At 62.2% G+C, this 26,436-nt stretch carries 24 protein-coding genes and 2 tRNA genes; 2 read left to right on the forward strand and 24 right to left on the reverse strand.

Features of this window, described 5'->3' with window-relative positions; translation table 11 throughout:
* The first annotated feature begins 2 nt into the window (after positions 1 to 2).
* A complete protein-coding gene (locus ACKI1H_RS00200; protein ID WP_440467340.1) occupies positions 3 to 1,457 on the forward strand; it encodes a rhomboid family intramembrane serine protease in 1,455 nt (484 codons plus the stop codon).
* A 63-nt stretch (positions 1,458 to 1,520) separates the two neighbouring features.
* Here ACKI1H_RS00200 and ACKI1H_RS00205 read toward each other — a convergent pair whose 3' ends face one another.
* From ACKI1H_RS00205 to rlmE, 18 genes are all read right to left on the reverse strand, one after another.
* Positions 1,521 to 1,718: a CsbD family protein gene (locus tag ACKI1H_RS00205; RefSeq protein ID WP_138524496.1), complete on the reverse strand. Its 198-nt coding sequence runs from the start codon at positions 1,716 to 1,718 to the stop codon at positions 1,521 to 1,523.
* Positions 1,719 to 1,770: 52 nt separating this feature from the next.
* Entirely contained in the window at positions 1,771 to 2,118 is a 348-nt protein-coding gene (locus ACKI1H_RS00210) for a BON domain-containing protein (RefSeq protein ID WP_138524498.1), read from the reverse strand.
* A gap of 193 nt (positions 2,119 to 2,311) precedes the next feature.
* Positions 2,312 to 3,733: a hypothetical protein gene (locus ACKI1H_RS00215; protein ID WP_440467341.1), complete on the reverse strand. Its 1,422-nt coding sequence runs from the start codon at positions 3,731 to 3,733 to the stop codon at positions 2,312 to 2,314.
* Between the two features lie 94 nt (positions 3,734 to 3,827).
* The gene (gene pnp, locus ACKI1H_RS00220; protein WP_045216766.1) at positions 3,828 to 5,933 is read right to left on the reverse strand and encodes a polyribonucleotide nucleotidyltransferase; all 2,106 of its coding nucleotides are present in this window, start codon (positions 5,931 to 5,933) and stop codon (positions 3,828 to 3,830) included.
* A 169-nt stretch (positions 5,934 to 6,102) separates the two neighbouring features.
* Positions 6,103 to 6,372 (reverse strand): 30S ribosomal protein S15, encoded by a 270-nt coding sequence (rpsO, locus tag ACKI1H_RS00225; protein WP_017518939.1) that lies wholly within the window; start codon positions 6,370 to 6,372, stop codon positions 6,103 to 6,105.
* Positions 6,373 to 6,470: 98 nt separating this feature from the next.
* On the reverse strand, positions 6,471 to 7,385 hold the full coding sequence (gene truB / locus ACKI1H_RS00230; RefSeq protein ID WP_440467342.1) for a tRNA pseudouridine(55) synthase TruB: 915 nt from the start codon (positions 7,383 to 7,385) through the stop codon (positions 6,471 to 6,473).
* Between the two features lie 3 nt (positions 7,386 to 7,388).
* Complete coding sequence (rbfA, locus tag ACKI1H_RS00235) at positions 7,389 to 7,775, reverse strand: 30S ribosome-binding factor RbfA (RefSeq protein ID WP_045216758.1); 387 nt, start codon at positions 7,773 to 7,775, stop codon at positions 7,389 to 7,391.
* Between the two features lie 106 nt (positions 7,776 to 7,881).
* On the reverse strand, positions 7,882 to 10,416 hold the full coding sequence (gene infB, locus ACKI1H_RS00240; RefSeq protein WP_440467343.1) for a translation initiation factor IF-2: 2,535 nt from the start codon (positions 10,414 to 10,416) through the stop codon (positions 7,882 to 7,884).
* Positions 10,417 to 10,443: 27 nt separating this feature from the next.
* Complete coding sequence (gene nusA, locus ACKI1H_RS00245) at positions 10,444 to 11,925, reverse strand: transcription termination factor NusA (protein ID WP_017518943.1); 1,482 nt, start codon at positions 11,923 to 11,925, stop codon at positions 10,444 to 10,446.
* A gap of 45 nt (positions 11,926 to 11,970) precedes the next feature.
* Entirely contained in the window at positions 11,971 to 12,429 is a 459-nt protein-coding gene (gene rimP / locus ACKI1H_RS00250) for a ribosome maturation factor RimP (RefSeq protein ID WP_138524506.1), read from the reverse strand.
* Positions 12,430 to 12,556: 127 nt separating this feature from the next.
* A tRNA-Met gene (locus tag ACKI1H_RS00255) sits at positions 12,557 to 12,633 on the reverse strand.
* A gap of 92 nt (positions 12,634 to 12,725) precedes the next feature.
* Positions 12,726 to 12,811 (reverse strand) — tRNA-Leu (locus tag ACKI1H_RS00260).
* 16 nt (positions 12,812 to 12,827) lie between these two features.
* A complete protein-coding gene (gene secG / locus ACKI1H_RS00265) occupies positions 12,828 to 13,220 on the reverse strand; it encodes a preprotein translocase subunit SecG (protein WP_081520701.1) in 393 nt (130 codons plus the stop codon).
* Positions 13,221 to 13,222: 2 nt separating this feature from the next.
* Positions 13,223 to 13,978 carry a triose-phosphate isomerase gene (gene tpiA, locus ACKI1H_RS00270; RefSeq protein ID WP_138524508.1) on the reverse strand — a complete coding sequence of 252 codons (756 nt, stop codon included), beginning with the start codon at positions 13,976 to 13,978 and terminating at the stop codon, positions 13,223 to 13,225.
* A gap of 65 nt (positions 13,979 to 14,043) precedes the next feature.
* Positions 14,044 to 15,384 (reverse strand): phosphoglucosamine mutase, encoded by a 1,341-nt coding sequence (glmM, locus tag ACKI1H_RS00275; protein WP_138524510.1) that lies wholly within the window; start codon positions 15,382 to 15,384, stop codon positions 14,044 to 14,046.
* Positions 15,381 to 16,250 (reverse strand): dihydropteroate synthase, encoded by an 870-nt coding sequence (folP, locus tag ACKI1H_RS00280; protein WP_138524512.1) that lies wholly within the window; start codon positions 16,248 to 16,250, stop codon positions 15,381 to 15,383. The genes glmM and folP overlap by 4 nt, the downstream gene beginning before the upstream one ends.
* Before the next feature lie 9 nt (positions 16,251 to 16,259).
* Positions 16,260 to 18,176: an ATP-dependent zinc metalloprotease FtsH gene (gene ftsH / locus ACKI1H_RS00285; protein WP_045216741.1), complete on the reverse strand. Its 1,917-nt coding sequence runs from the start codon at positions 18,174 to 18,176 to the stop codon at positions 16,260 to 16,262.
* Between the two features lie 201 nt (positions 18,177 to 18,377).
* A complete protein-coding gene (rlmE, locus tag ACKI1H_RS00290; protein ID WP_045216738.1) occupies positions 18,378 to 19,001 on the reverse strand; it encodes a 23S rRNA (uridine(2552)-2'-O)-methyltransferase RlmE in 624 nt (207 codons plus the stop codon).
* A gap of 79 nt (positions 19,002 to 19,080) precedes the next feature.
* Here rlmE and ACKI1H_RS00295 point away from each other — a divergent pair, with 79 nt between their 5' ends.
* Complete coding sequence (locus ACKI1H_RS00295; protein ID WP_015478938.1) at positions 19,081 to 19,395, forward strand: YhbY family RNA-binding protein; 315 nt, start codon at positions 19,081 to 19,083, stop codon at positions 19,393 to 19,395.
* A 42-nt stretch (positions 19,396 to 19,437) separates the two neighbouring features.
* Here the strand turns inward: ACKI1H_RS00295 and ACKI1H_RS00300 are convergent, their stop codons facing one another.
* The 6 genes from ACKI1H_RS00300 to dapB all read right to left on the reverse strand — a co-directional run bounded on the left by ACKI1H_RS00300 (position 19,438) and on the right by dapB (position 26,380).
* A complete protein-coding gene (locus ACKI1H_RS00300) occupies positions 19,438 to 19,842 on the reverse strand; it encodes a DUF4149 domain-containing protein (protein WP_171049506.1) in 405 nt (134 codons plus the stop codon).
* 10 nt (positions 19,843 to 19,852) lie between these two features.
* On the reverse strand, positions 19,853 to 20,329 hold the full coding sequence (gene greA / locus ACKI1H_RS00305; RefSeq protein WP_015478940.1) for a transcription elongation factor GreA: 477 nt from the start codon (positions 20,327 to 20,329) through the stop codon (positions 19,853 to 19,855).
* Positions 20,326 to 23,547: a carbamoyl-phosphate synthase large subunit gene (gene carB / locus ACKI1H_RS00310; protein WP_138524516.1), complete on the reverse strand. Its 3,222-nt coding sequence runs from the start codon at positions 23,545 to 23,547 to the stop codon at positions 20,326 to 20,328. The genes greA and carB overlap by 4 nt, the downstream gene beginning before the upstream one ends.
* Positions 23,548 to 23,566: 19 nt before the next feature.
* The gene (gene leuE / locus ACKI1H_RS00315) at positions 23,567 to 24,220 is read right to left on the reverse strand and encodes a leucine efflux protein LeuE (protein WP_026079047.1); all 654 of its coding nucleotides are present in this window, start codon (positions 24,218 to 24,220) and stop codon (positions 23,567 to 23,569) included.
* 28 nt (positions 24,221 to 24,248) lie between these two features.
* The gene (gene carA / locus ACKI1H_RS00320) at positions 24,249 to 25,385 is read right to left on the reverse strand and encodes a glutamine-hydrolyzing carbamoyl-phosphate synthase small subunit (RefSeq protein ID WP_138524520.1); all 1,137 of its coding nucleotides are present in this window, start codon (positions 25,383 to 25,385) and stop codon (positions 24,249 to 24,251) included.
* A 188-nt stretch (positions 25,386 to 25,573) separates the two neighbouring features.
* Positions 25,574 to 26,380 carry a 4-hydroxy-tetrahydrodipicolinate reductase gene (dapB, locus tag ACKI1H_RS00325; protein ID WP_440467344.1) on the reverse strand — a complete coding sequence of 269 codons (807 nt, stop codon included), beginning with the start codon at positions 26,378 to 26,380 and terminating at the stop codon, positions 25,574 to 25,576.
* Positions 26,381 to 26,436 lie beyond the last annotated feature (56 nt).

A 26,436-nucleotide genomic window follows, 5' to 3' on the forward strand; every position in this document is an offset into this window, starting at 1 on the left:
CCATGGTTATCGTCCCCGCCGAGCACCCGCTGGACTGGAAGAAACCTCCCGTCATCACGCTGCTGCTGATCATCCTCAACGTCCTGATCTACTTCGGCTACCAGGGTGGCGATAGCACCCGGCGTGAAGAAGCCGTGCGCATCTACCTCGAACAGGATCTGCTCAGCCATGAGCGGCCGTTGTTCAGCGCCTCGCTGGAGCGCCGCGACCGGCTGGAAGCCGATCAGCAGCGCGCCCTCGAAGCCCTTCCCCGTCAGACGTTGGCCTGGTTGGTACTCTCGGACCTGGAGTTCGGCCATGAGCTGCGCGCCCTGCCCTCCTTCCAGCAGGACGCCGCCTGGCAGGCCTCGCGCCTCAAGGCGGAAACGGCGCGCGACCAGACCAGCAGCCTGCGCTTCGGCTTCATCCCCGAGCGCTTCACCGTCCAGGGCCTGTTCGGCTCGATGTTCCTCCACGGCAGCTTCTGGCACCTGGCCGGCAACATGGTGTTCCTGTTCATCTTCGGCTTCGCCCTCGAGGCGGCACTGGGCCGGGCCCTCTATCTGGGCCTCTACCTGTTCAGCGGCCTGTGTTCCGGCCTGCTGTGGTGGGCGCTCGATCCTTCATGGGTGCCAGGCATTGGTGCCTCGGGCGCGATTTCCGGCCTGATGGGCATGTACATCGGCGTCTATGGCCTGCAGCGCATCCAGTTCTTCTACTGGCTCGGGCCCCTGATGGGCTATCTCAAGGCCCCGGCGCTGTGGATCCTGCCGCTGTGGCTGGGCAAGGAACTGTTCGGGCTGGTCCGTGCCGCCGACCACGTGAACTACTACGCGCACATCGGCGGATTGATCTCCGGCTTTCTCGCCGTCTGGCTGCCGCGCAAGCTGGGGCGAATGCCGGTTGACGAGGCGTACCTGAGCAAAGAGGACCCGGAAGCTCCCTTCAAACGCGCCCTGGCGTCGCTGGACGATCAGATCGGCCGCTTCGCCCTCGACCAGGCGGCCGCACGCGGCCCGGAGCTGCTACGGCAGTTTCCCGGCCAGCCGGTACTGGTCGAACGCCTGTACGGCGTAGCCAAGGGGAGGCAGGACCGCGCCCTGATGAGTGAAACCCTCAAGCAGTTGTTCGCCCTGCCGCCTTCCGCCGCAGCCGATGCGCTACTGCGCCGCCTCGCCGAGGAAAGTGCGGCCAGCGACGCGGGTCTGCTGGCCCACCCGGCGATTCAACTGCACCTGTTGCGGAAACTGCTCCAGCGCAATGAGTCCGCCCAGGCACTGAACAGCTGGCGTCGCCTGTCACGCTCCGGCCAACTGCCTGAACCGCTGCCCGGCCTGACCCTGCAACTGGCCAAGCAGATGGGCCAGAAAGGCGACTTGCAGGCTGTGCGCGAGCTGTCACGCTTCCTCCGCCAGCACTACCCGGATGCCGATACAACCCGACAACTGACGATCTACCAGCAGCATCTCGCGCCCTGATCCGCCCATGAAAAAGCCCCGTCGGCGAACCGGCGGGGCTTGGGTCATCCCTGTGTCTGGGCGCTACAGACGGCGGCTGAAGTCGCGGACTTCGTCTTCCGCTTTTTCGCGGGTCCAGCCGTAGCGTTCCTGCAGTTTGCCGACCAGGTATTCGGCGTGTCCATCCGCCGCCTGCAGGTCATCGTCGGTGAGCTTGCCCCACTTTTCCTTGAGCGAGCCAGAAAGCTGCTTCCACTTGCCTTTGATGATGTCGTTGTTCATCGCGATTCTCCTCGAAGGGTCAGTTGGGGTAAGCGAGGGTGAGCACGCGCCCTTACTCGACCGACTTCAGTCCGTCAGCGGACACGGCAGTCACGCCTTTGATGCCTTTGGTGGTCTGGATGGCCAGTTCCTTCTCTGCATCGGTTTTCACGTTACCGGACAGGGAAACCACGCCTTTGTTGGTTTCGACCTTGATGTTGGTACCGCTGATGTCCTTGTTGGCGATCAGGCTGGATTTGACCTTGCTGGTGATCCAGGTGTCGGAAACCGCCTCTTCAGTTTTCTGGACGGTGTCATTGGCGGCCAGAGTCGTCGGCTGGGCGAACACCGCGTTGGCGAACGAGAAGCTCAGGGCGGTAGCAGTGGCAGCGGCAAGGGCCAGTTTGTTGAAACGTTTCATGGCGGTTTCTCCTGAATTATTGGAAAACTGCGGCCCGTTCCTGGCAGCAGTTGCACTAGGACTATCGCAAGGCCTGTGCCAGCTTTTTAAATTCAGTAAAAACCTTATAAATCAATAGATTACAAAAAACACAAAGCAACCATTCGCTTGCAGTTTGCAAAGCCTGCCGTTGCGCTCCATGCAGGATGCACGATCAGCCGCTGGCACTCTTGCCCAGCTTCGCCAGCACGGCCTCCAACTGCACCACCTCGCCCATCTGCTCGAACGCCGGATAGCGTTGGCGAATGAAGGCCAGCAACTGCTGCGCAGGTTCCACCTGGCCCAGCTCCTCGGAGAATGCCCGTGCCGCCATCAGATAGGCGCGAGGAATGCCCGGGTAGTCGGGGAAGCGCTTGTGCAGGTTACGCAGCAAGCTCAGCCCCTCGCGGGCCTTGTGCCGTTCGATCAGGACTTCAGCAATGCGCTCGCAAATGCTTGGGTCCTCCGGCAGGTAATCTGCCTGCAACTGCCGGGCATTGAGGAAGGCACTGGCGGCAAGCTGCGGATTGAGCCGGCTGGCCAGGCTCAGATAGTGGGGCAGATGGTTCAGGCATTCGGCGCGCTCGTTCAAGGCGAAGAGCAACTGGTGATAACGCTCGTTCAGCTTGAGGTCCTGGCGACCTTCGCGCAGAGCGGCGACCAGAATCTCCAGGGCGGCACCGGTCTGCCCCTCCTTGACCCGCACCTCAGCCTCAGCCAGCGCCTTGCGACGGTGCCATTCCGGCGCAGCAAAGCCGGCGGGAGTGTCCTCCCCGGCGGAAACGTAGCCCAGTTCGCCCTGATACTGGAACACGGCATAGCCCATCATGGCGCACATCACCACGGCGAAATACCCCGTCAGCCCCGCCACCACCGGGACCATCACCACTCGCGGCAGCCCGTTGGAGAGTAGCCAGCCGACATAGGTGGGCGACTGCCAGAGAATGAACAGAAACACGCAGAGAATCAGGTAGCGCCAACCCATGGCTGCGATCACCTGCCCCACTTCACTGGGACTGAGCGCGGCGCCCAGGCTCTTGTCCAGGGATAGCCGGATGATGCTTGCCGGCAGCACCAGCATGATGGAGATGTTGGCGACCCAATAGACGGCCTCGCTGTGGAAGTCGGCCGCCAGCCATAGCAGCACCAGGGCGATCAGGAACACCGCCAGCTGCTGGAAGAAGGTCCGCAGGCTATCGGCACTGAAGGCTTCGAGCAGGCCTGGAGCGTCCTGGCCGCCAAAGCTCGCGGCTTCGATCACGCTGTGCAGGTACTTGGTCGCCACACTGAGCAACGCAACCCAGAGCACGATCATGGCCGGCATGAACACGCAGGCCAGTGCCAGCAGGGCGCAGAAGGCCAGCGGTCCGGCCTGGAAGCCGTAAGCGAAGAATTTCGGCAGGCGCTCCCAGAAGGGTTGCGCTGTATTGGCCGCGCCGAGGAAACGCAGGTGTCCGCGGCACAGGGGGCACGCTGGCGCATACTCCGGAGCATCGGCATTGAGGGGAATGCAGCAGTCGCCGTAATGACGCTCGCAGGGCTGGCAATGCCAGGTCGCGGGCTGGGCACTGTGGTAGTGACAGTAACGCTTGTCCATCTCGGGGCATCCTTGGAGCGAGATCGGCGAATAGCGCATTTTCAAGGCAAAAAAAGAGGGCCCGCAAGGGGCCCTCTTTCATTTCACCGATCGCTTACACGCCAGAGGCTTCAGCAGCGGCGACGTCCTTGATGGACAGCTTGATGCGACCACGGTTGTCCACGTCGAGAACCAGGACTTTGACTTCCTGGCCTTCCTGCAGAACGTCGGTGACCTTGTCGATGCGCTTGTCGCTGATCTGCGAGATGTGCACCAGACCATCCTTGCCCGGCAGGATGTTGACGAAGGCACCGAAGTCCACGATGCGCTCGACCTTGCCGACGTAGATCTTGCCGATTTCGGCTTCCGCGGTGATACCCAGGACGCGCTGCTTGGCGGCCTCGGCAGCTTCCTTGGTTTCGCCGTAGATCTTCACGCTGCCATCGTCCTCGATGTCGATCGAGGCCTTGGTCTCTTCGCAGATGCTGCGAATGGTGGCGCCGCCCTTGCCGATGACGTCACGGATCTTGTCGGTGTCGATCTTCATCTGGATCATGGTCGGAGCGTTTTCCGACAGCTCGGCGCGCGGAGCGGCGATGATCTGGTTCATCTGGCCGAGGATATTCAGGCGAGCTTCCAGGGCCTGGCCCAGGGCGATCTCCATGATCTCTTCGGTGATACCGTTGATCTTGATGTCCATCTGCAGGGCGGTAACGCCCTTGTCGGTACCGGCGACCTTGAAGTCCATGTCGCCCAGGTGGTCTTCGTCACCCAGGATGTCGGTCAGGATGGCGAACTTGTCACCTTCCTTCACCAGGCCCATGGCGATACCGGCAACCGGCGCCTTGACCGGAACACCGGCGTCCATCAGCGCCAGGGAAGCACCGCAAACGGAAGCCATGGAGCTGGAACCGTTGGATTCGGTGATCTCGGAAACAACGCGAATGGTGTAGGGGAACTCGTCCTGGGTCGGCAGCATGGCAGCAACGCTGCGGCGTGCCAGACGGCCGTGGCCGATTTCACGACGACCAGCGCTGCCCATGCGGCCACACTCGCCTACCGAGAACGGCGGGAAGTTGTAGTGCAGCATGAAGGGGTCTTTGCGCTCGCCTTCGAGGGTATCGAGCAGCTGGGCGTCACGGGCGGTGCCAAGGGTGGCAACGACCAGAGCCTGGGTTTCGCCGCGGGTGAACAGCGCCGAACCGTGGGTCTTGCCCAGTACGCCGACTTCGATACGCAGCGGGCGAACGGTGCGAGTGTCACGGCCATCGATACGCGGTTTGCCGTTGACGATGTTTTCGCGAACGGTGCGGTATTCCAGCAGGCCGAAGACTTCTTTGACTTCACCTGCGGAGAACTGGCCTTCGCCTTCACCGGCGAACTTGGCGACGATCTGCTCGCGCAGGGCGTCCAGGGCCGCGTAACGGTCCTGCTTGACGGTAACGGTGTAAGCCTCGGAGATGGCAGCACCGAATTCGGCCTTGATGGTGTTGACCAGGGCGGTGTTTTCGACCGGAGCGGACCAGTTCCAGGTCGGCTTGCCGGCTTCGGTTGCCAGTTCGGCAACGGCCCGGATGACAGCCTGGAATTCTTCGTGGGCGAACAGAACGGCACCCAGCATCTGGTCTTCGGTCAGCTCGTCGGCTTCGGATTCAACCATCAGCACGGCGTCGGAGGTACCGGCCACGACCATGTCGAGGCTGGAGCTCTGCTGCTGCTCATAGGTCGGGTTGAGGATGTAGCCGATTTCCGGGTGGAAACCAACGCGGGCAGCGCCGATCGGGCCGGCGAACGGAATGCCGGAGATCGCCAGGGCGGCGGAGGTGCCAATCATGGCAGCGATGTCCGGATCGGACTTCTTGTTGGTGGAAACGACGGTGCAGACCACCTGCACTTCGTTCATGAAGCCTTCCGGGAACAGCGGGCGAATCGGACGGTCGATCAGGCGCGAGGTCAGGGTTTCCTTCTCGGAAGGACGGCCTTCACGCTTGAAGAAACCACCGGGGATACGGCCAGCTGCGTACGTCTTCTCCTGGTAGTGCACGGAGAGCGGGAAGAAGCTCTTGCTCGGGTCGGCCTGCTTGGCGCCGACGACGGTGCAGAGCACGGTGACGTCGTCCATGGTGACCAGGACGGCACCGGTGGCCTGGCGGGCAATGCGGCCAGTCTCGAGGGTTACGGTCGACTGACCGAACTGGAATTTCTTGGTTACCGGGTTCACGGTTCTTCTACCTTCTCTTTAGTTGCCTTGGGGGAAATGGTGGAAATGCCGGGAGTCGGACCCGATTTCATTCCCTGTAAAAGCGAGAAAGCCGGGAGCCAGAGCCGATGAGCGGTTTACACCGCCCATCGACCCCGGACTCCCAGCTTCCCACTTCAGGCTTGCCGTCTTAGCGACGCAGGCCCAGGCGACCGATCAGGGCGCTGTAACGAGAGGTGTCCTTGCTCTTCAGGTAGTCCAGCAGCTTACGACGCTGGTTAACCATACGGATCAGGCCACGACGGGAGTGGTGGTCTTTGCCGTTGGCCTTGAAGTGGTCCTGCAGCTTGTTGATGTTGGCGGACAGCAGTGCAACCTGCACTTCCGGGGAGCCGGTGTCGCCCTCAGCTTGCTTGTACTCGTTAACGATCTGGGCTTTTTCTTGGACGCTCAGTGCCATGATGGGGCTTCCTCTGAGGTAACAGGCCAGGGACTTCTCCCTGTGTTCATAGTAAGAGGAGTGACCGTGCCTGCTGACAGCCACCCTCGGTTTCGGCCTTAAGACCGAATCAGTCGACGCGGCGCCAGGCGCCCGTCTTCGACTACTTCACCGATGCCGATGAAGCGGCCTTCATGATCCTGCACCCGCAGCATGCCGAACTTCGGCATATCCGGGGCGCGTACCGGCTGACCATGCAGCCAGTAGTAGGCGCTGTGCTCGGACAACTGCAGCAGCGGCCAGTGTTCCAGGCCGGCATCCACCGGCAGCAGGAAGCGGTCGAGGGCTTCGTTGCCACCCTCGGCATGGGCTTTCTCGAGCTCTTCCAGCGTCACCGACTGGTTCAGCTGGAACGGTCCGGCCTGTGTCCGGCGCAAGGCGGCGACATGTGCGCCACACCCGAGTTCGCGGCCGAGGTCTTCGACCAGGGTGCGAATGTAGGTGCCCTTGCTGCAGGAAACCGCCAGGGTCGCACAGGGCGACTCGAACGCGAGCATTTCCAGGCGCGCAATAGTAACAGAACGCGCCTCGCGCTCCACTACCTCTCCCGCACGAGCCAGCTTGTACAACGGCTGGCCATCCTTCTTCAGCGCCGAGTACATCGGCGGCACCTGCTCTATATCGCCGCGGAAGCGCGGCAGCAGGGCCTCGATGGCCTCCCGACCAACGGTCACCTCGCGTTGCTCAACCACCTCGCCCTCGGCATCGCCGGTGGTGGTGGTGACGCCCAGCTGGGCCACCGTCTCGTAGGCCTTGTCGGCATCGAGCAGGTACTGGGAGAACTTGGTCGCCTCGCCGAAGCACAGCGGCAGCACGCCGGTGGCCAACGGGTCGAGGCTGCCGGTGTGGCCAGCCTTCTCGGCGTTGAGCAGCCAGCGCACCTTCTGCAGGGCCTGGTTGGAGCTCATGCCGCGCGGCTTGTCGAGAATCAGCACGCCGTTGACCGCACGGCGAATGCGTTTCACCTGGGCCACGCGTTACTCCTCGGAATCGCCGCCGCGACGATCGGCAGCCACTGCGCGCTCGATCAGCGCCGACAGTTCGGCGCCGCGACGGATGCTGGCGTCGTAGCTGAAGTGCAGTTGCGGCACGGTGCGCAGCTTCATCGCCTTGCCCAGCTGCATGCGCAGGAAGCCGGCGGCATCGTTGAGGATACTGGTGTTCTGCTTCACCACTTCGGCATTGTCATCCTGGCCCATTACGGTGACGTACACCTTGGCATGGGACAGGTCGCGGGCCACGTCGACGCCGGTAATGGTCACCAGACCGAGACGCGGGTCCTTGATTTCACGCTGGATCAGCAGCGCCAGTTCGCGCTGCATCTGGTCGCCGATACGCTGGGTACGGCTGTACTCTTTGGCCATTTTTCTAACCTGCTTACCCGAGCCGAGAGGCTCCGGGTCTGAAAGCGGCAAACGCCCGGGACAGCTGGAAAGCCGGCCCGGGCGCTGCGTTCACGCTCGAATACCCTTACAGAGTACGAGCGACTTCGACCTTCTCGAACACTTCGATCTTGTCGCCGACGCGGACGTCGTTGTAGCTCTTCACGCCGATACCGCACTCCATGCCGGCACGTACTTCCGAGACGTCATCCTTGAAGCGACGCAGGGATTCCAGCTCGCCTTCGAAGATAACCACGTCGTCGCGCAGTACACGGATCGGACGATTGCGGTGCACCAGACCCTCGGTGACCATGCAGCCGGCGACCGCGCCGAACTTCGGCGAACGGAACACGTCGCGCACTTCGGCGATGCCCAGGATGTTCTCGCGAACATCGCTGCCGAGCATGCCGGTCAGGGCTTTCTTGACGTCTTCGATGATGTCGTAGATCACGTTGTAGTAACGCATGTCGAGGCCTTCGGACTCGACGATCTTGCGCGCACCGGCGTCAGCACGGACGTTGAAGCCGAACAGCACCGCGTTGGAGGCCAGCGCCAGGTTGGCATCGGACTCGGTGATACCACCGACGCCGCCACCGACCACGCGAACCTGCACTTCGTCGTTGCCCAGGCCGCTGAGCGAGCCCTGCAGGGCCTCCAGCGAACCACGGACATCGGACTTGAGCACGATGTTGAGGGTCTTCTTCTCTTCCTGGCCCATGTTCTCGAAGATGTTTTCCAGCTTCCCGGCGTGGGCACGAGCCAGTTTCACTTCGCGGAACTTGCCTTGACGGAACAGAGCGACTTCGCGGGCCTTCTTCTCGTCGGCAACCACGGTCATCTCGTCACCGGCATCCGGAGTGCCATCCAGGCCGAGGATCTCGACCGGAATGGACGGACCGGCTTCCTTGATCGGCTTGCCGTTCTCGTCGAGCATCGCACGGACGCGGCCGTAGTTGACGCCGACCAGAACCATGTCGCCCTGACGCAGGGTGCCGTCCTGGACCAGCACGGTGGCTACCGGGCCGCGGCCCTTGTCCAGACGGGACTCGACCACCACGCCACGGCCCGGGGCCGACGGAGTGGCTTTGAGTTCGAGCACTTCAGCCTGCAGCAGTACGGCTTCGAGCAGCTCGTCGACGCCGGTACCCAGCTTGGCGGAGACGTGAACGTACGGAGCATCGCCGCCCCACTCTTCCGGAATCACGTCCAGAGCGGCCAGGCCGTTCTTGATGTTGTCCGGGTTGGCATCGGGCTTGTCGATCTTGTTCACCGCAACCACGATCGGCACACCAGCTGCTTTCGCATGCTGCACGGCTTCCTGGGTCTGCGGCATCACGCCGTCGTCCGCTGCCACCACGAGGATGACGATGTCGGTCGCCTGGGCACCACGGGCACGCATCGCGGTGAACGCGGCGTGGCCGGGGGTGTCGAGGAAGGTGACCATGCCGCGGTCGGTTTCCACGTGGTAGGCGCCGATGTGCTGGGTGATGCCGCCGGCTTCGCCAGCTGCGACCTTCGCACGACGGATGTAGTCGAGCAGCGATGTCTTGCCGTGGTCGACGTGGCCCATGACGGTCACGACCGGCGCGCGGGACACTGCCTCACCTTCGAACTTCAGGGATTCGGCCAGTTGCTCTTCCAGGGCGTTCTCGCTGACCAGCTTGACCTTGTGGCCGAGTTCTTCGGCGATCAGCTGAGCGGTTTCCTGGTCGAGTACCTGGTTGATGGTCACTGGGGTGCCCATCTTGAACATGAACTTGACGACCTCGGCGCCCTTCACCGACATCTGGGCAGCCAGGTCGCCCACGGTGATGGTTTCGCCGATATTCACTTCACGCACAATCGGTCCTGTCGGGCTCTGGAACCCGTGCTGGTTACGCTTCTTCAGCTTGCCCTTGCCACGGCCACCGCCGCGACGGCCAAAGCTGTCGTCGTCGTCGCCACCGCTGCGCACAACGCGCGGCGCAGTGGTCTTTTCCTTTTCCTTGATCGACGGGCGATGCTGGGCATGCTTGCGATCACGGCGCTCGTCCTCGTCGTCGCGCTTCGGCGCGCGGCGCACTTCGTCCTTCTTGCGGTCGTCCGCAGCAGGAGTGGCAGAGGCCGGAGCAGCAGGAGCGGCAGCCGGAGCTGCGGCGCGCGGCGCATCGGCAGCAGCCGGAGCGGCAGCAGCCGGTGCAACATCAGTGGCTTGGCGAGCGGCGTCCGCCTGACGACGGGCCTCTTCCGCGGCGGCGCGCTGACGAGCCTCTTCCTCGGCCTTCACACGCACGGCTTCTTCCGCGGCACGCTGTTCTTCCAGCTCGCGCTGGCGCTCGGCCTCAAGCTCTTCAGGATCACGCTTGACGTAGGTCTTCTTCTTGCGAACCTCGACGCTGACGGTCTTGCTGCCAGCGACCCTGATGGTCGAGGTGGTCTTGCGTTGCAGGGTGATCTTGCGCGGTTCATCCGCGCGATCGCCGTGGCTGCCTTTCAAGTGGGCCAGCAGCGCTTGTTTCTCGCTATCGGTCACTACCTGCTCGGCGTTGTTGTGCGGCAGACCCGCTTCGCGCATCTGCTGCAGCAGGCGCTCTACCGGCGTATCGACCGTCTTGGCCAGTTCTTTCACCGTGACTTGCGTCATGCACTTCTCTCCTCAGGCCGCGAATGCTTACTCGAACCAATGGGCCCGGGCGGCCATGATCAACTTGCCGGCACGCTCTTCGTCCATGCCGTCGATGTCGAGCAGATCGTCAATAGATTGCTCGGCAAGATCTTCACGGGTGGTTACGCCACGCAGCGCCAGGTCCACGGCCAGCTCTTTGGTCATACCATCGAGGCTGAGCAGGTCTTCGGCAGGTTGTGCGTCGGCGAGTTTCTCTTCAGTGGCGATGGCTTTGGTCAGCAGGCGGTCCTTGGCACGCGAGCGCAGCTCGTTGACGATGTCTTCGTCGAAGCCGTCGATGCTGAGCATCTCTTCCATCGGTACGTAGGCGATCTCTTCCAGGGTGGTGAAACCTTCTTCAACCAGGACCTGGGCGAGTTCTTCATCGACATCCAGCTCGTCGACGAAGCGCTGCAGGATGTCGCCAGTTTCAGCCTGCTGTTTGGCCTGGATATCGGCCTCGGTCATCACGTTCAGGGTCCAGCCGGTGAGCTGGCTGGCCAGACGGACGTTCTGGCCACTGCGGCCGATGGCCTGTGCCAGGTTGTCCTCGGCGACGGCGATATCCATGGTGTGGGTATCTTCGTCGACGATGATCGCCGCCACTTCGGCCGGGGCCATGGCGTTGATCACGAACTGCGCGGGGTTGTCGTCCCAGAGGACGATGTCCACACGCTCGCCGCCCAGTTCGCCGGAGACGGCCTGGACGCGGGAACCACGCATACCGATGCAGGCGCCCTGCGGATCGATACGTTTGTCCTTGGAGCGAACGGCGATCTTGGCGCGCGAACCCGGATCACGGGCAGCGGCCATCACGTCGATCAGTTGCTCGGCGATTTCCGGTACTTCGATGCGGAACAGCTCGATCAGCATTTCCGGCGCGGTACGCGACAGGATCAGCTGAGGACCACGGTTCTCGCTGCGGATTTCCTTCAGCAGGGCACGCACACGGGTGCCGACGCGGAAGGTTTCACGCGGGATGATCTGGTCGCGGGCCAGCAGCGCTTCAGCGTTGTTGCCCAGATCGACGATCACGTTGTCGCGGGTGACCTTCTTGACGGTACCGGAGATGATCTCGTTGACCTTCTCGCGGTAGGCGTCGACCACCTGCGCGCGCTCGGCTTCGCGAACTTTCTGCACGATGACCTGCTTGGCGGTCTGTGCGGCGATGCGGCCGAACTCGATGGATTCGATCTTTTCTTCGATGACCTCGCCGGCTTTCATGCCGGGGTGCTCTTCTTGCACGTCTTCGACGGTCAGTTCCGAGGCAGGATTGGAATAATCCTCATCCTCGACGATGGTCCAGCGACGGAAGGTTTCGTAGTTGCCGTTGGCGCGGTTGATTTCCACACGCAGGTCAACCTCGTCCTCGAAACGCTTTTTGGTCGCGGTTGCCAGGGCCAGCTCCAGCGCTTCGAAAATCACGCCAGGCGGTACACCCTTCTCGTTGGATACCGACTCAACAACCAGCAGTACTTCTTTGCTCATCGTACGCCTCGCCTTTCAATCCATTGGAATCCGCGCTCTCGCGGCTCACTCAAATCGGGGAATGATGTTGGCCTTGTCGATCGAGTCGACCGGCAGCAGGTATTCATGGTCATCCACCAGGACCACCACATCCTGCTCCTCCACACCACGGAGAATGCCCTGGAAATTGCGGCGCCGCTCAAAGGGCGTGCGCAGCTTGATCTTCACCTGCTCGCCGACATAGAGCGCGAACTGTTCAAGGGTGAAGAGCGGCCGATCCATACCCGGCGACGACACCTCGAGGGTGTACTCACCGCTGATCGGATCCTCTACGTCGAGAATGCCACTGATCTGACGACTGACAATTTCACAATCATCGACCAGGATGCCTTCCTGACGATCGATATAAACCCGGAGCAGGGAATGACGACCTTGGGAAATGAACTCCAGGCCCCAGCACTCATAGCCGAGCGCCTCTACTACAGGGGCCAACAAGGCCTGCAACTGTTCTAGCTTGCTCGACACCTGATCGCCTCGCGTATGCTGTAGAAACAAAAAATGGGCGAAACGCCCATCCCTTAAGGACCGCCCTGACCTGGCGGCACGGACTGTCCAGCTAGCAAAAAGCCCCTGAAAAGGGGCTCTGCCAAACTGGTTGCGGGAGCAGGATTTGAACCTACGACCTTCGGGTTATGAGCCCGACGAGCTACCAGACTGCTCCATCCCGCGTCAAAGCTGGTGCGAAATTATACGGTCGAGCCCCTTGAAGGTCAACCGAAACTCCGAAACGACAAGGCCCGCACTGCGGGCCTTTTCGTATATGGTACCGAGGAGGGGACTCGAACCCCTACAGCCTATGGCCACTACCACCTCAAGGTAGCGTGTCTACCAATTCCACCACCTCGGCAAAAACTCTTGCCTGCTTACTTCTGCTCAGGAGCTGCCGGAACGTCGCCGTTACCGCCTGCAGGGGCTTGAGGCTGCCCTTGCGCGCCCGGCACATCACTTGCTGCCGGAGCTTGTTCCTGCTTCTGCTCCATCACTGCCGGATCAGGTAGCCCAGCGTGACGAATCATATCAGCTTTTTCTTTAGCAAAATACGCTAAACCCAAGCTGGTAATAAAAAAAACTGCAGCCAGTACAGCGGTGAAGCGACTCAGGAAGGTAGCAGAACCCTGGCTACCAAAAACCGTACCCGAAGCGCCAGCACCAAACGACGCACCAGCGTCGGCACCCTTGCCTTGCTGAAGCAGGACCAGCACAACCAGACCCAGCGCCATCAGCAGGTGAATCACGATTACAACTGTTTCCAGCATCTTCAGTTTCCTGCGGCGCGACAGATCGCACCGAACTCATCTGCATTCAGGGAAGCTCCACCAATGAGCCCCCCATCGATATCCGGCATGCCGAAAAGCTCGACAGCGTTGGCAGCCTTGACACTGCCGCCGTACAGGAGACGAAGGCCGCGGGCCACCTCTGCGTTTTCCGCCGAGATCTGCGCACGAATCGCCGCATGCACTTCCTGGGCTTGCTCGGGCGAGGCAGTCAGCCCCGTCCCAATCGCCCACACCGGCTCGTAAGCCACAACGGCGCGGGTAAACGCCCCGACACCGAGATCTTCGATCACCGAGCCCAACTGGCGCCCGACAACCTCAAGAGTCTTGCCCGCCTCACGCTGCTCGCGGGTTTCACCCACGCACAGGATCGGAGTCAGGCCACACGATTGAACCGCCGCAAACTTGCGACTGATCACTCCATCGCTCTCACCCAGGATCAGGCGGCGCTCGGAGTGACCAACCAGCACCAGGGAGCAGTTCGCATCCGCCAACTGGCTGGCTGCGATCTCGCCCGTCAAGGCGCCCTGCATCGGCTCAACCGCGCAATTTTGCGCACCGACGGCAACCGCCTTTCCATCCAGGCCTTGTACAACCTGGTTGATGTACAGACAGGGCGGAAAAACCGCCACATCGACACCCGTGGGAAGAGCCAGTTGACGCAGGCCTTTGATCAGCTCCGTGACGCTGGAGCGGGTACCGTGCATTTTCCAATTACCGGCCACCAAGGGTCGACGCATGCTGTACCTCGCTGAGCAAAGTGGGCGCAGATATTACTCGACGCTTTGGGAACTGACAAGAGAAATCAAGCACATACCTCTGTAACGACTTTTGCCAGCTGTTCGGCGTAGGCACGAACACGAGCTTCCTCGTCACCCTCGACCATCACCCGAACCAGCGGCTCGGTTCCGGACTTGCGCAGCAGAACGCGGCCACGCCCAGCCATTTCCTCGGTCACCTTGGCGCAGGCTTCCTTCACTGCCGGATGCTCCAGCGGGTCGACGCCACCGCCAGCGAAGCGCACGTTGATCAGCACCTGTGGGCACTTGCGAATACCCATGCGCGCTTCGGCCAGGTTCTGGCCGCGGGTCTTGAGCGCCATCAGCACCTGCAATGCCGCAATGATCGCATCCCCTGTCGTGGTGTGCTGGTAGCAGACCACATGACCGGAATTTTCACCGCCCAACTGCCAGTTGCGCGACTGCAACTCGGACATCACATAGCGATCCCCGACCTTGGCACGAGCGAAGGGAATATGGAGATCTTGCAGGGCCAGCTCGAGCCCGAGGTTGCTCATCAGCGTCCCGACCACACCACCATGCAGCTTGCCGCGATCCAGCATGTCTCGGGCAATGAGGTAGAGAATCTCGTCGCCATCGACGATGGTGCCGGTGTGATCGACCATCATCACCCGGTCGCCGTCGCCGTCGAAGGCGATACCGATGTCGGCATGCTCGGCCAGCACCGCCTCCTGCAGCGCCCCCATGTGAGTGGAGCCACAATTGTGGTTGATGTTCAGGCCATTGGGCTCAGCACCGATGACGAACACCTCGGCACCCAGCTCACGGAAGACATTGGGGGCAATCTTGTAGGTCGCACCATGGGCGCAATCCAGCGCGATGCGCAGCCCGGCGAAGCTGGTGTTAGAGGGCACGCTGCTCTTGCAGAACTCGATGTAGCGGCCTGCAGCGTCGTTGATGCGCGAGACCTTGCCCAGACGAGCGGACTCGACCACGGTCATCGGCGCATCCAGGAGCTCCTCGATGATCAACTCGACTTCATCGGGCAGCTTGGTGCCCTGCCCGGAGAAGAACTTGATGCCGTTGTCGTCGTGCGGATTGTGCGAAGCACTGATGACGATGCCAGCTTCGGCATGGAAAGTACGAGTCAGATAGGCGATACCGGGAGTGGGCATTGGGCCCAGCAACATCACGTCGGCCCCGGCGGCAGACAAACCAGCTTCCAGTGCGGATTCGAACATGTAACCGGAAATTCGGGTGTCCTTGCCCACCAGCACGCGACATTTGCCCTGCTGGCGGAAGGCCATACCCACAGCCCAACCCAACTTGAGCACGAAGTCCGGAGTGATCGGCGGAGTGCCTACGCGACCGCGAATTCCATCGGTGCCAAAATACTTCCTGCTCATGCGGGCATCCCCTCTTCCATTGCACTTTCTACTGCGTGAATCATTCGAACCACATCCACGGTCTCCGCGACATCGTGGACACGGATGATGCTGGCTCCCTTGGTCACTGCCAGGGCAGCCAACGCAAGGCTGCCATACAGGCGATCCCCTACTTCGCGCCCCAGCGCCCGACCAATCATGCTCTTACGGGAGACACCGACCAGGAGCGGATGCCCCATATCCAGCAACGCTTCCATCTGACGGAACAGGTTGAGGTTGTGGTTCTGGGTCTTGGCAAAACCGAAGCCAGGATCGATCACGATTCGTCCCCTGGCAATGCCCACGGATTCGCACGCCGAGACACGACTTTCAAGGAAACCACGGACTTCCTCAAGGATGTCCGGATAACGCGGATCGTCCTGCATGTCTCCGGGCTCGCCGCGCATATGCATGAGGCAGACTGGCAACCCAGAGTCAGCAGCAGCGTCCAGAGCGCCATCACGCTGCAAGGAACGCACATCGTTGATCAGTCCAGCTCCCAGACGCGCGGTCTCGCGCATCACCGCCGGGGTGGAGGTATCGACGGAGATCACCACATCCAGCTCGCGAGCGATGGCTTCGACCACCGGTGCGACACGTTCCAACTCCTCAGTGGGTGAAACCACGCGCGCACCCGGACGGGTCGACTCACCACCGATATCGATCAGCGTAGCGCCGGCCGTGACCATCTCCGCCGCGTGACGCAACGCAGCATCGTGCCGGTTGAAGCGCCCGCCATCGGAGAAGGAGTCAGGGGTGACGTTGAGGATGCCCATGACGTGCGGGCGGCTTAAATCAAGAACCCGGTTGCCGCAAGGCAACCGGGTCGGGTGGTACAACGAACTCATTCAGTACTCTCAGTGTTCGCCGGCGGGCCCGCCAATTGGATTTTCCTGGCGACCTTCGTCGCGCGGCGAGGCGGCGTTGCCGGAAGAGCCGGAGTTGCCACCCTGCCAGTCACGCGGCTCCCGGGGAGTGCGACCAGCCATGATGTCGTCGATCTGATCAGCATCGATGGTTTCGTACTTCATCAGTGCGTCGGCCATCATGTCGAGCTTGTCGCGATTTTCTTCCAGCAGGCGCTTGGCGGTGCCATAGCAGTCGTCAATGATGCGGCGCACTTCCTGGTCGATCAGCTTGGCCGTCTCACCCGAGATATTCGAGTGCTGGCCGCCAGCGCTACGGCCGAGGAAGACCTCGCCCTCCTCTTCCGCGTACATCAGCGGACCGAGCTTCTCGGACAGACCCCACTTGGTCACCATGTTCCGCGCCAACTGGGTGGCACGCATGATGTCGTTGGAGGCGCCGGTGGTCACTCCTTCGAAGCCCAGGGTCATCTCTTCGGCGATACGGCCACCGAACAGCGAGCAGATCTGGCTTTCCAGGGCGCGCTTGGACAGGCTGTAACGGTCTTCTTCCGGCAGGAACATGGTCACACCCAAGGCACGACCGCGCGGAATGATGGAAACCTTGTAGACCGGGTCGTGCTCCGGAACCAGACGACCGACGATGGCGTGGCCGGCTTCGTGGAACGCGGTGTTCTTCTTCTCCTTCTCGGACATGACCATGGTCTTGCGCTCGGCGCCCATCATGATCTTGTCCTTGGCCAGTTCGAACTCACGCATGTCGACGATGCGCTTGTTGGAACGGGCGGCGAACAGCGAGGCCTCGTTCACCAGGTTGGCCAGGTCGGCACCGGAGAAGCCTGGGGTGCCGCGCGCAATCACGGCCGGATCGACGTTGTCGCCCAGCGGGACTTTGCGCATGTGCACTTTCAGGATCTGTTCGCGGCCACGAATATCCGGCAGGCCGACCACCACCTGGCGGTCGAAGCGACCCGGACGCAGCAGCGCAGGGTCGAGCACGTCCGGACGGTTGGTCGCGGCGATGACGATGATGCCGTCATTCATCTCGAAGCCGTCCATCTCCACCAGCAACTGGTTGAGGGTCTGCTCGCGCTCGTCGTGACCGCCTCCCAGGCCGGCGCCACGATGGCGGCCGACGGCGTCGATCTCGTCGATGAAGATGATGCAGGGTGCGTGCTTCTTGGCCTGGTCGAACATGTCGCGAACGCGCGAGGCGCCCACGCCGACGAACATTTCCACGAAGTCCGAACCGGAAATGGTGAAGAACGGCACCTTGGCTTCGCCGGCAATCGCCTTGGCGAGCAGGGTCTTACCGGTACCGGGCGGGCCAACCATCAGCACGCCGCGCGGGATACGACCACCCAGGCGCTGGAACTTGCCCGGATCGCGGAGGAACTCCACCAGTTCGCTGACTTCTTCCTTGGCCTCGTCGCAACCGGCAACGTCGGCGAAGGTGGTCTTCACTTGATCTTCCGACAGCAGGCGCGCCTTGCTCTTGCCGAAGCTCATCGGTCCACCGCGCCCACCGCCGCCACCCTGCATCTGGCGCATGAAGAACATGAAGACCGCGATGATCACCAGGATCGGGAAGCTCGCTACCAGCAACTGGGTCCAGATGCTCTGCTGCTCGGGCTGCTTGCCTTCAACAACGACGTTGTTGTTGACCAGGTCACCGATCAGGCCGTTGTCCTGGATCGCCGGGCGGATGGTCTTGAAGGTGTCACCATCCTGGCGCTTGCCGGTGATGACATAGCCGTCGACGGTCACGCGCTCGACCTTGCCGTCCTTCACCTGCTGGATGAAGTCGGAATAGTTGAGCGTCTGCGGCTCGCTCGGGCTGGAGAAGTTGTTCATCACGGTGACGAGTACCGCCGCGATGATCAGCCACAGAATCAGGTTCTTTGCCATGTCGTTCAATTGACTACCCTCTGAAGCCGGCTCCGCCCTGGAAACCGCTTCTCACGACGGCCAGACTCCTTCCGGCCAAAATTACTACACAACGCCCGCCGCCAGGCAGACGCCGTCTGTAACCCTTTATGAACCCCGGCTTTCACCGGTACAAGCAAAACCTGCAAGGCATAGACCAGTAGCCTGCCCAATCATTCCAGTCTAGGCGCCGCGAAAGCCTCGTGCGAGCAGATACTGCTCCCGCGAACGGTCGCGGGACGACAGCGGTTTGCGCATCTGCACCTTCTCGAAGTTCTCGCGAACCATCTTGTGGTAAGCGTCGAAACCCTCACCCTGGAAAATCTTGATCAGGAAATCGCCACCCGGACGCAGCACACGGGTGCACAGGTCCAGGGCCAACTCGCAGAGGAACATCGCACGGGGCATGTCCACGGCGGGCAGTCCACTCATATTGGGGGCCATATCGGAAATCACAAGGTCTACCGGATTTTCTCCGATGGCCTCGAGCAACTGGGCGAAGACCTCGTCCTCGGTGAAGTCACCCTGGATGAAGGTGACATCCGGGATGCTGTCCATCGGCAGGATGTCCGACGCGATCAGGGTGCCCTTGTCGCCGATCACCCGGCTGGTGACCTGCGACCAACCGCCAGGGGCCGCACCGAGGTCTACCACGGTCATGCCCGGGCGCAGGATGCGATCCTTCTCCTGGATTTCCAGCAGTTTGTAGCTGGCGCGCGAGCGGTAGCCGTCGCGCTGTGCCATCTTCACGTAAGGATCGTCGAAATGTTCTTTCAGCCAGCGATGGCTAGTCTTGGAACGGGCCACGTATTACCTCGTCTGAGCGGCATCCCGGTCGTACCGAAACTCGGGTAGAATATCCGCCTTTTTTCCCAGGGGTCAGATTATGGCGCTCTCTCAGGAGCAGAAAAAGCAGTTCAAATCTATCGGGCATCACCTGAAACCCGTATTGACCGTTGCAGAAAACGGTCTCTCGGAAGGTGTAATGGCCGAGCTTGAGCGTGCGCTCAACGATCATGAACTGATCAAGGTGCAGTTCCGCATCACCGAACGCGACGACCGTCGCGCGCTGATCGACGAACTTTGCCAGAACGGCAGCTGCGAACTGGTTCAGTCCATCGGCAAGATGGCGCTGATCTATCGTCGCAACCCCAAGCCGAACAAGAACCTGTCGAACATCAGCCGCTTCAGCGGTCTCTGACAGTCAAGACCGGCAACGCGGAGCCGGCAAGGCTCCGCCGCGTCAGTTCCGTTCGTCCCGCCCAGGCGCCGGCTGCAGCACCAGCAGCAACCCGCACAGCGCCACCACCAGGTAATTGAACAGTAGCCAGCGCTGAGCATCCGGCGCTACCTGGCGCACCACAAGATAGGCTGCCGCCATCACCAGCACCGTCAGCAACAACTGCCCCCGCGTTTCTCGGGTAAAGGCAGCGAACCCGCGCGCCTGCCAGAGCACCAGAGCCTGGAGCAGCACGCAGAAACCGGCGAAACCCACAAGCAATGGCTTCAGCGCGTCGGCGACGGCCTCCACCAGCAGAGGTGCCAGGCCGATCTTGCCCAGCGCCGGCAACACCACGAACTGAAGCAGCCAGAGGCCGCCGACCCAGAATGTCTGGGCCAGCAGCCAACTGATGGTGCCTGCGTTCAGGGATTGCCGATCAGGCGTGGCGGACTTCAACGATCTCGTACTCGACGTCACCACCCGGAGTCTTGACCAGAACGGCGTCGCCTTCGGTCTTGCCGATCAGCGCACGGGCGATCGGCGAGTTGACCGAGATCTTGCTGTTCTTGATGTCCGCCTCGTCGTCGCCGACGATCTGGTAGGTCACCGTCTCGTCGGTCTCGACGTTGGCGATATCGACGGTGGTGCCGAAGATCACCTTGCCGCTGTGCGGAATGGTGGTCACGTCGATGATCTGCGCGTTGGACAGCTTGGCCTCGATGTCGCGGATGCGAGCCTCGGACATGCCCTGCTGTTCACGAGCCGCGTGATACTCGGCGTTTTCCTTGAGGTCGCCCAGCTCACGCGCTTCGGCGATGGCCTGGGTGATCTGCGGGCGCAGCACGGTCTTCAGGTGTTTCAGCTCTTCTTCCAGGGCGCGAGCGCCCTGGACGGTCATTGGAAATTTGCTCATGCGTTGATCCCTGCATGGAGATCCTGCAGACGGCGAACGGTCTTCTCGGGACCGAACTTGAGCGCCTCACAGATCGCCTGCCCAGCCGCAATGGTGGTGGTGCAGTAGATCTTGTGCTGCAGGGCGTTACGACGGATGGAGTACGAGTCAGCGATGGACTGGCGGCCCTCGGTGGTGTTGATGATCAAGGTGACTTCGTCATTCTTGATCATGTCGACCACGTGAGGACGGCCCTCGGTCACCTTGTTCACACGGCGTACCGGCAGACCGGCAGCCTCGATCACCTTGGCCGTGCCGGCGGTGGCAACGACCTCGAAGCCCAGCGCGACCAGGTCGCGGGCGACCTGAACGGCTTGCGGCTTGTCGTCCTCGCGGACGCTGATGAAGGCGCAACCGGCGTTCGGCAGGATTTCGCTGGCACCCAGCTGGGCTTTTGCGAAGGCCTCACCGAAGCTGTCGCCGACACCCATCACCTCGCCAGTGGACTTCATCTCTGGGCCGAGGATCGGGTCGACACCGGGGAACTTGGCGAACGGGAACACCGCTTCCTTGACGCTATAGTACGGCGGGATCACCTCCTGGGTGAAGCCGACTTCGGCCAGGGACTTGCCAGCCATGACGCGGGCCGCAACTTTCGCCAGCGATTCGCCGATGCACTTGGAGACGAACGGCACGGTACGGGACGCGCGCGGGTTCACCTCGATCACGTAGATATCTTCGCCCTGAACGGCCATCTGCACGTTCATCAGGCCGACCACGCCGAGCTCCAGGGCCATCTTCTTGACCTGCTCACGAATCTCGTCCTGGATGTGCTGCGGCAGCGAGTAAGGCGGCAGCGAGCAGGCGGAGTCACCGGAGTGCACGCCAGCCTGTTCGATGTGCTGCATGATCGCGCCGATCACCACAGTCTCACCGTCGCACACTGCGTCGATATCGACTTCGATGGCGCAGTTCAGGAAGCGATCCAGCAGCACCGGGCTGTCGTTGGAAACCTTCACGGCTTCGCGCATGTAGCGCTTGAGCTCTTCTTCCTGGTAGACGATTTCCATCGCCCGACCGCCCAGTACATAGGACGGGCGAACCACCATCGGGTAACCGATGTTTTTCGACAGCTCCAGGGCCTGGTCTTCGCTGCGCGCGGTGGCGTTGGCCGGCTGGCGCAGGTTCAGGCGCTGGACCATCTGCTGGAAGCGCTCGCGATCTTCCGCGCGGTCGATGGCGTCGGGGCTGGTGCCGATGATCGGTACACCGGCTTCTTCCAGGGCACGGCAGAGCTTCAGCGGGGTCTGGCCGCCGTACTGCACGATGACGCCCTTGGGCTGCTCGACGCGGACGATTTCCAGCACGTCTTCCAGGGTCACCGGCTCGAAGTACAGGCGGTCGGAAGTGTCGTAGTCGGTGGAGACGGTCTCCGGGTTGCAGTTGACCATGATGGTCTCGTAACCGTCTTCACGCATGGCCAGCGCGGCGTGTACGCAGCAGTAGTCGAACTCGATGCCCTGGCCGATACGGTTCGGACCGCCGCCCAGGATCATGATCTTGTCGCGAGTCGACGGATTGGCTTCGCACTCTTCCTCGTAGGTCGAGTACATGTAGGCGGTGTCGGTGGCGAACTCGGCGGCGCAGGTATCGACGCGCTTGTAGACCGGCAGCACCTTGAGCTTGTGGCGGTGGTTGCGCAGGTTCTTCTCGGTCACGCCGAGCAGGGTGGCCAGGCGCGCATCGGAGAAGCCCTTGCGCTTGAGCTTGAGCATCAGGTCGCGGTCGATCGCGGACAGGCCCAGGGTCTTGACGCGCTCTTCGTCCTTGACCAGGTCTTCGATCTGCACCAGGAACCACTCGTCGATGCGGGTCAGGTCGAAGACTTCGGCAATGCTCTTGCCGGCGCGGAAGGCGTCGGCGACGTACCAGATGCGGTCGGCATTGGGCACGGTCAGCTCGCGCTTGAGGATGCTCTCGGCTTCCGGGTTGCTCAGGTCGAGCTTCGGATCAAAACCGGTGGCGCCGACTTCCAGGCCGCGCAGAGCTTTCTGCACGGACTCCTGGAAGGTGCGGCCGATAGCCATGACTTCACCCACGGATTTCATCTGGGTGGTCAGGCGGGCGTCGGCTTTCGGGAATTTCTCGAAGGCGAAACGCGGGATCTTGGTGACGACGTAGTCGATCGCCGGCTCGAAGGACGCCGGGGTGCGGCCGCCGGTGATGTCGTTCTGCAGTTCGTCGAGGGTATAGCCGACAGCCAGCTTGGCGGCGATCTTGGCGATCGGGAAGCCGGTGGCCTTGGAAGCCAGCGCCGAGGAACGCGATACCCGCGGGTTCATCTCGATCACGACCATGCGGCCAGTGTTCGGGCAGATGCCGAACTGCACGTTGGAACCGCCGGTTTCCACGCCGATCTCACGCAGCACCGCCAGCGAGGCGTTGCGCATGATCTGGTATTCCTTGTCAGTCAGGGTCTGCGCCGGCGCTACGGTGATCGAGTCACCGGTGTGCACGCCCATCGGGTCGAAGTTCTCGATGGCGCAGACGATGATGCAGTTGTCCTTCTTGTCGCGGACAACCTCCATCTCGTATTCCTTCCAGCCGATCAGCGATTCGTCGATCAGCAGCTCGTTGGTCGGCGACAGGTCCAGGCCGCGGGTGCAGATCTCTTCGAATTCTTCACGGTTGTAGGCGATGCCGCCGCCGGTGCCGCCCATGGTGAAGGACGGACGGATGATGCACGGGAAGTTGACCTTCTCCAGCACACCGTAGGCTTCTTCCATGGTGTGTGCGATGCCCGAGCGCGGGCAGGCCAGGCCGATGTCACGCATGGCCTTGTCGAAGCGCGAACGGTCTTCGGCCTTGTCGATGGTGTCGGCGTTGGCGCCGATCATTTCCACGCCGAACTGCTCGAGCACGCCGTGGCGCTCCAGGTCCAGGGCGCAGTTCAGGGCAGTCTGGCCGCCCATGGTCGGCAGCAGCGCGTCAGGGCGCTCCTTCTCGATGATCTTGGCGACGGTCTGCCACTTGATCGGCTCGATGTAGGTGGCGTCGGCCATGGCCGGGTCGGTCATGATGGTGGCCGGGTTGGAGTTCACCAGGATGACACGGAAGCCTTCTTCCTTCAGGGCCTTGCAGGCCTGTGCGCCGGAGTAGTCGAACTCGCAGGCCTGGCCGATGACGATCGGGCCGGCGCCGAGGATCAGGATGCTCTTGATGTCTGTACGCTTGGGCATGGGACTCTCGTTGCAATATTCAGGAAAGGGTTGCGCTGGCCAGCTTCACGCCAAAGCCGACGAACAGGGCGCCGACGCCGCTAGAAGCGCCGGCAGCCAGCCGTTGCCGCCGACGGAACCAGGCCGCCAGACGCACACCGGAGAAAATCAGGAAGCTCAGGTAAAGGGCGCTGATGATCTCGAGGATCGTGCCCAGTACCAGGAACGACAGGCCGGGATAGGCGTAACCCGGGTCGACGAACTGGATGAAGAAGGAAATGAAGAAGAGGATCGCCTTGGGATTGGACAGGCTCAGCAGCAACGCCTTGCGGAACGGCTGGTTGACGTCCACTTCCTTGGCCGGCGCGGCGGCCGCTTCCAGCGGGTGGCGCAGCTTCTGCCAGCCACCACGGAGCATGCCGATGCCCAGATAGAACAGGTAGGCGGCGCCGACGTACTTCAACCCCAGGAACAGCATGGGCTCAGCCTTGAGGACCGAGGCGATGCCCAGTGCCGACAGGAACATCAGGATCGCATCGCCGAGGAACACCGCGCTCGCCGCCCGGTAGCCCGAGGCCACGCCGCGCTGGGCGGCGGTGGCGAGGACGAACAGCGAGTTCGGCCCCGGCAGCAGGACGATGAACAACGTACCCAGGACGTAGGTCCAGAGGTCGGTGATTCCCAGGGTCGGCATCATCTTCTTTCCCTCTTCGAGCTCGGACTCAGCGGCGCTCGGCCATCGCCGCAATGAAGCGGTCGAACAACGGAGCCACGTCGTGCGGACCAGGGCTGGCTTCCGGGTGGCCCTGGAAACTGAAGGCCACCTTGTCGGTGCGCTCGACGCCCTGCAGGGTGCCGTCGAACAGCGACTTGTGGGTAGCGCGCAGGTTGCTTGGCATGCTCGCCTCGTCCACAGCGAAACCATGGTTCTGGCTGGTGATCATCACCACGCCCGAATCCAGGTCCTGCACCGGGTGGTTGGCGCCATGGTGGCCGTGGCCCATTTTCACAGTCTTGGCGCCGGAAGCCAGGGCCAGCAGCTGGTGACCCAGGCAGATACCGAAGATCGGCGTCTCGGTGTCGAGGAACTCGCGGATGGCCTGGATGGCGTAGTCGCACGGCTCGGGGTCGCCAGGGCCGTTGGAAAGGAAGATGCCGTCCGGGTTCAGGGCCAACACTTCACTCGCCGGGGTCTGCGCCGGCACGACGGTCAGGCGGCAACCACGGGCGACCAGCATGCGCAGGATGTTCAGCTTCACGCCGAAGTCGTAGGCGACCACGTGGTACGGCAGATCGGCGGCGGCGATTTCCGGGTGGCTATCGGTTTCCAGGCTCCAGACGCTGGAGCGCCACTCGTACTTCTCGGTGGAGGACACGACCTTGGCCAGGTCCATGCCTTTCAGGCCCGGGAAGCCGCGCGCCAGTTCGAGGGCTTTTTCCTCGGTGGCGTCGTCGCCAGCCAGGATGCAGCCGTTCTGCGAACCCTTTTCGCGCAGGATGCGAGTCAGGCGACGGGTGTCGATGCCAGCGATGGCAACGGTGCCGTTCTCTTTCAGGTAATCCGGCAGGGACTGCTTGTCGCGCCAGCTGCTGGACAGCAGCGGCAGGTCACGGATGATCAGGCCGGCGGCCCAGACCTTGTTCGACTCGGCGTCTTCCGGCGTGGTGCCGGTGTTGCCGATGTGCGGGTAGGTCAGGGTGACGATCTGTTGGGCGTAGGAAGGATCGGTAAGGATTTCCTGGTAGCCGGTCATGGCGGTGTTGAACACCACCTCTCCGACGGTCTGGCCGTCGGCGCCGATGGCTTCACCGCGAAAAACGCTGCCGTCGGCAAGTGCAAGTATGGCTGGCTTAGTCAAGAAGACCTCCCGTAGTTCAAGCCTGGCTGGGCGTGCGCAGATTGTAAAAAAGCGGGATGACATCAGAAGAAGTCATCCCGCTTTTTATGTGATTCATGCTGCGCTGCTTTTAGTGGACACACTAAAGCTGTAGTTTACAGAAATGCGACATCATGGTCCACCTTTTGCACGACGTACGGCCATGCCGCTCAGCGCAGGCCGAGAACATCCTGCATGTCATACAGGCCGTTGGCCTGCCCTTCCAGCCACTGCGCAGCACGTACGGCGCCACGAGCGAAGGTCATGCGGCTCGAGGCCTTGTGGGTGATTTCCACCCGCTCGCCGTCGGCGGCGAACAGTACCGTGTGATCACCCACCACATCACCAGCACGCACAGTGGCGAAGCCGATGGTCTCGCGCGGGCGCGCGCCGGTCTGACCTTCGCGACCGTACACGGCCACTTTTTCCAGATCACGACCCAGCGCATTGGCAACCACTTCGCCCATGCGCAGCGCGGTGCCGGACGGAGCATCGACCTTGTGGCGGTGGTGCGCCTCGAGGATCTCGATATCCACGTCATCACCCAGCACACGAGCGGCGGTGTCGAGCAGCTTCAGGCAGAGGTTCACGCCGACGCTGTAGTTGGCCGCGAAGACGATGGGGATATCCTTCGCCGCCTCGCTCAGCAGTTCCTTCTCCGCCGCGGAGAAGCCAGTGGTACCGATAACCATGGCCTTGCCAGCCTTGCGGCAGACTTCCAGGTTCTTCAGGGTTACGGTCGGATGAGTAAAGTCGATCAGCACGTCGAACTCGTCGACCACCTTGACCAGGTCGCCCGACAGCGGCACGCCGATACGGCCCAGGCCGGCCAGCTCGCCAGCGTCAGCGCCGACCAGCGTACTGTCCGGGCGGTCGACCGCCGCAGTCAGGCCTGCGCTGCCATTGGTCTGCTGGACAGCTTCAATCAGGGTCTTGCCCATGCGCCCGGCGGCGCCCATTACGGCTATACGTCGCATATAAAACAGCTCCCAGCTAAAAAAGCCCCGGACGACTCGCATCGCCGGGGCCCTGC

This window comes from Pseudomonas sp. YH-1 (genome assembly GCF_051990045.1).
In the GTDB taxonomy this organism is placed as follows: Bacteria; Pseudomonadota; Gammaproteobacteria; order Pseudomonadales; family Pseudomonadaceae; genus Pseudomonas; species Pseudomonas nicosulfuronedens.

Coding starts and splice junctions, on each gene's coding strand:
- secG (WP_081520701.1), bottom strand. CDS start 13,220: ATGCTGGAAACAGTTGTAATCGTGATTCACCTGCTGATGGCGCTGGGT.
- ACKI1H_RS00205 (WP_138524496.1), bottom strand. CDS start 1,718: ATGAACAACGACATCATCAAAGGCAAGTGGAAGCAGCTTTCTGGCTCG.
- ftsH (WP_045216741.1), bottom strand. CDS start 18,176: ATGGCAAAGAACCTGATTCTGTGGCTGATCATCGCGGCGGTACTCGTC.
- dapB (WP_440467344.1), bottom strand. CDS start 26,380: ATGCGACGTATAGCCGTAATGGGCGCCGCCGGGCGCATGGGCAAGACC.
- leuE (WP_026079047.1), bottom strand. CDS start 24,220: ATGCCGACCCTGGGAATCACCGACCTCTGGACCTACGTCCTGGGTACG.
- tpiA (WP_138524508.1), bottom strand. CDS start 13,978: ATGCGTCGACCCTTGGTGGCCGGTAATTGGAAAATGCACGGTACCCGC.
- nusA (WP_017518943.1), bottom strand. CDS start 11,925: ATGAGCAAAGAAGTACTGCTGGTTGTTGAGTCGGTATCCAACGAGAAG.
- ACKI1H_RS00215 (WP_440467341.1), bottom strand. CDS start 3,733: ATGGACAAGCGTTACTGTCACTACCACAGTGCCCAGCCCGCGACCTGG.
- rpsO (WP_017518939.1), bottom strand. CDS start 6,372: ATGGCACTGAGCGTCCAAGAAAAAGCCCAGATCGTTAACGAGTACAAG.
- glmM (WP_138524510.1), bottom strand. CDS start 15,384: ATGAGCAGGAAGTATTTTGGCACCGATGGAATTCGCGGTCGCGTAGGC.
- folP (WP_138524512.1), bottom strand. CDS start 16,250: ATGAGTTCGTTGTACCACCCGACCCGGTTGCCTTGCGGCAACCGGGTT.
- ACKI1H_RS00210 (WP_138524498.1), bottom strand. CDS start 2,118: ATGAAACGTTTCAACAAACTGGCCCTTGCCGCTGCCACTGCTACCGCC.
- rbfA (WP_045216758.1), bottom strand. CDS start 7,775: ATGGCCAAAGAGTACAGCCGTACCCAGCGTATCGGCGACCAGATGCAG.
- ACKI1H_RS00295 (WP_015478938.1), top strand. CDS start 19,081: ATGGCGCTCTCTCAGGAGCAGAAAAAGCAGTTCAAATCTATCGGGCAT.
- greA (WP_015478940.1), bottom strand. CDS start 20,329: ATGAGCAAATTTCCAATGACCGTCCAGGGCGCTCGCGCCCTGGAAGAA.
- carB (WP_138524516.1), bottom strand. CDS start 23,547: ATGCCCAAGCGTACAGACATCAAGAGCATCCTGATCCTCGGCGCCGGC.
- infB (WP_440467343.1), bottom strand. CDS start 10,416: ATGACGCAAGTCACGGTGAAAGAACTGGCCAAGACGGTCGATACGCCG.
- ACKI1H_RS00200 (WP_440467340.1), top strand. CDS start 3: ATGGTTATCGTCCCCGCCGAGCACCCGCTGGACTGGAAGAAACCTCCC.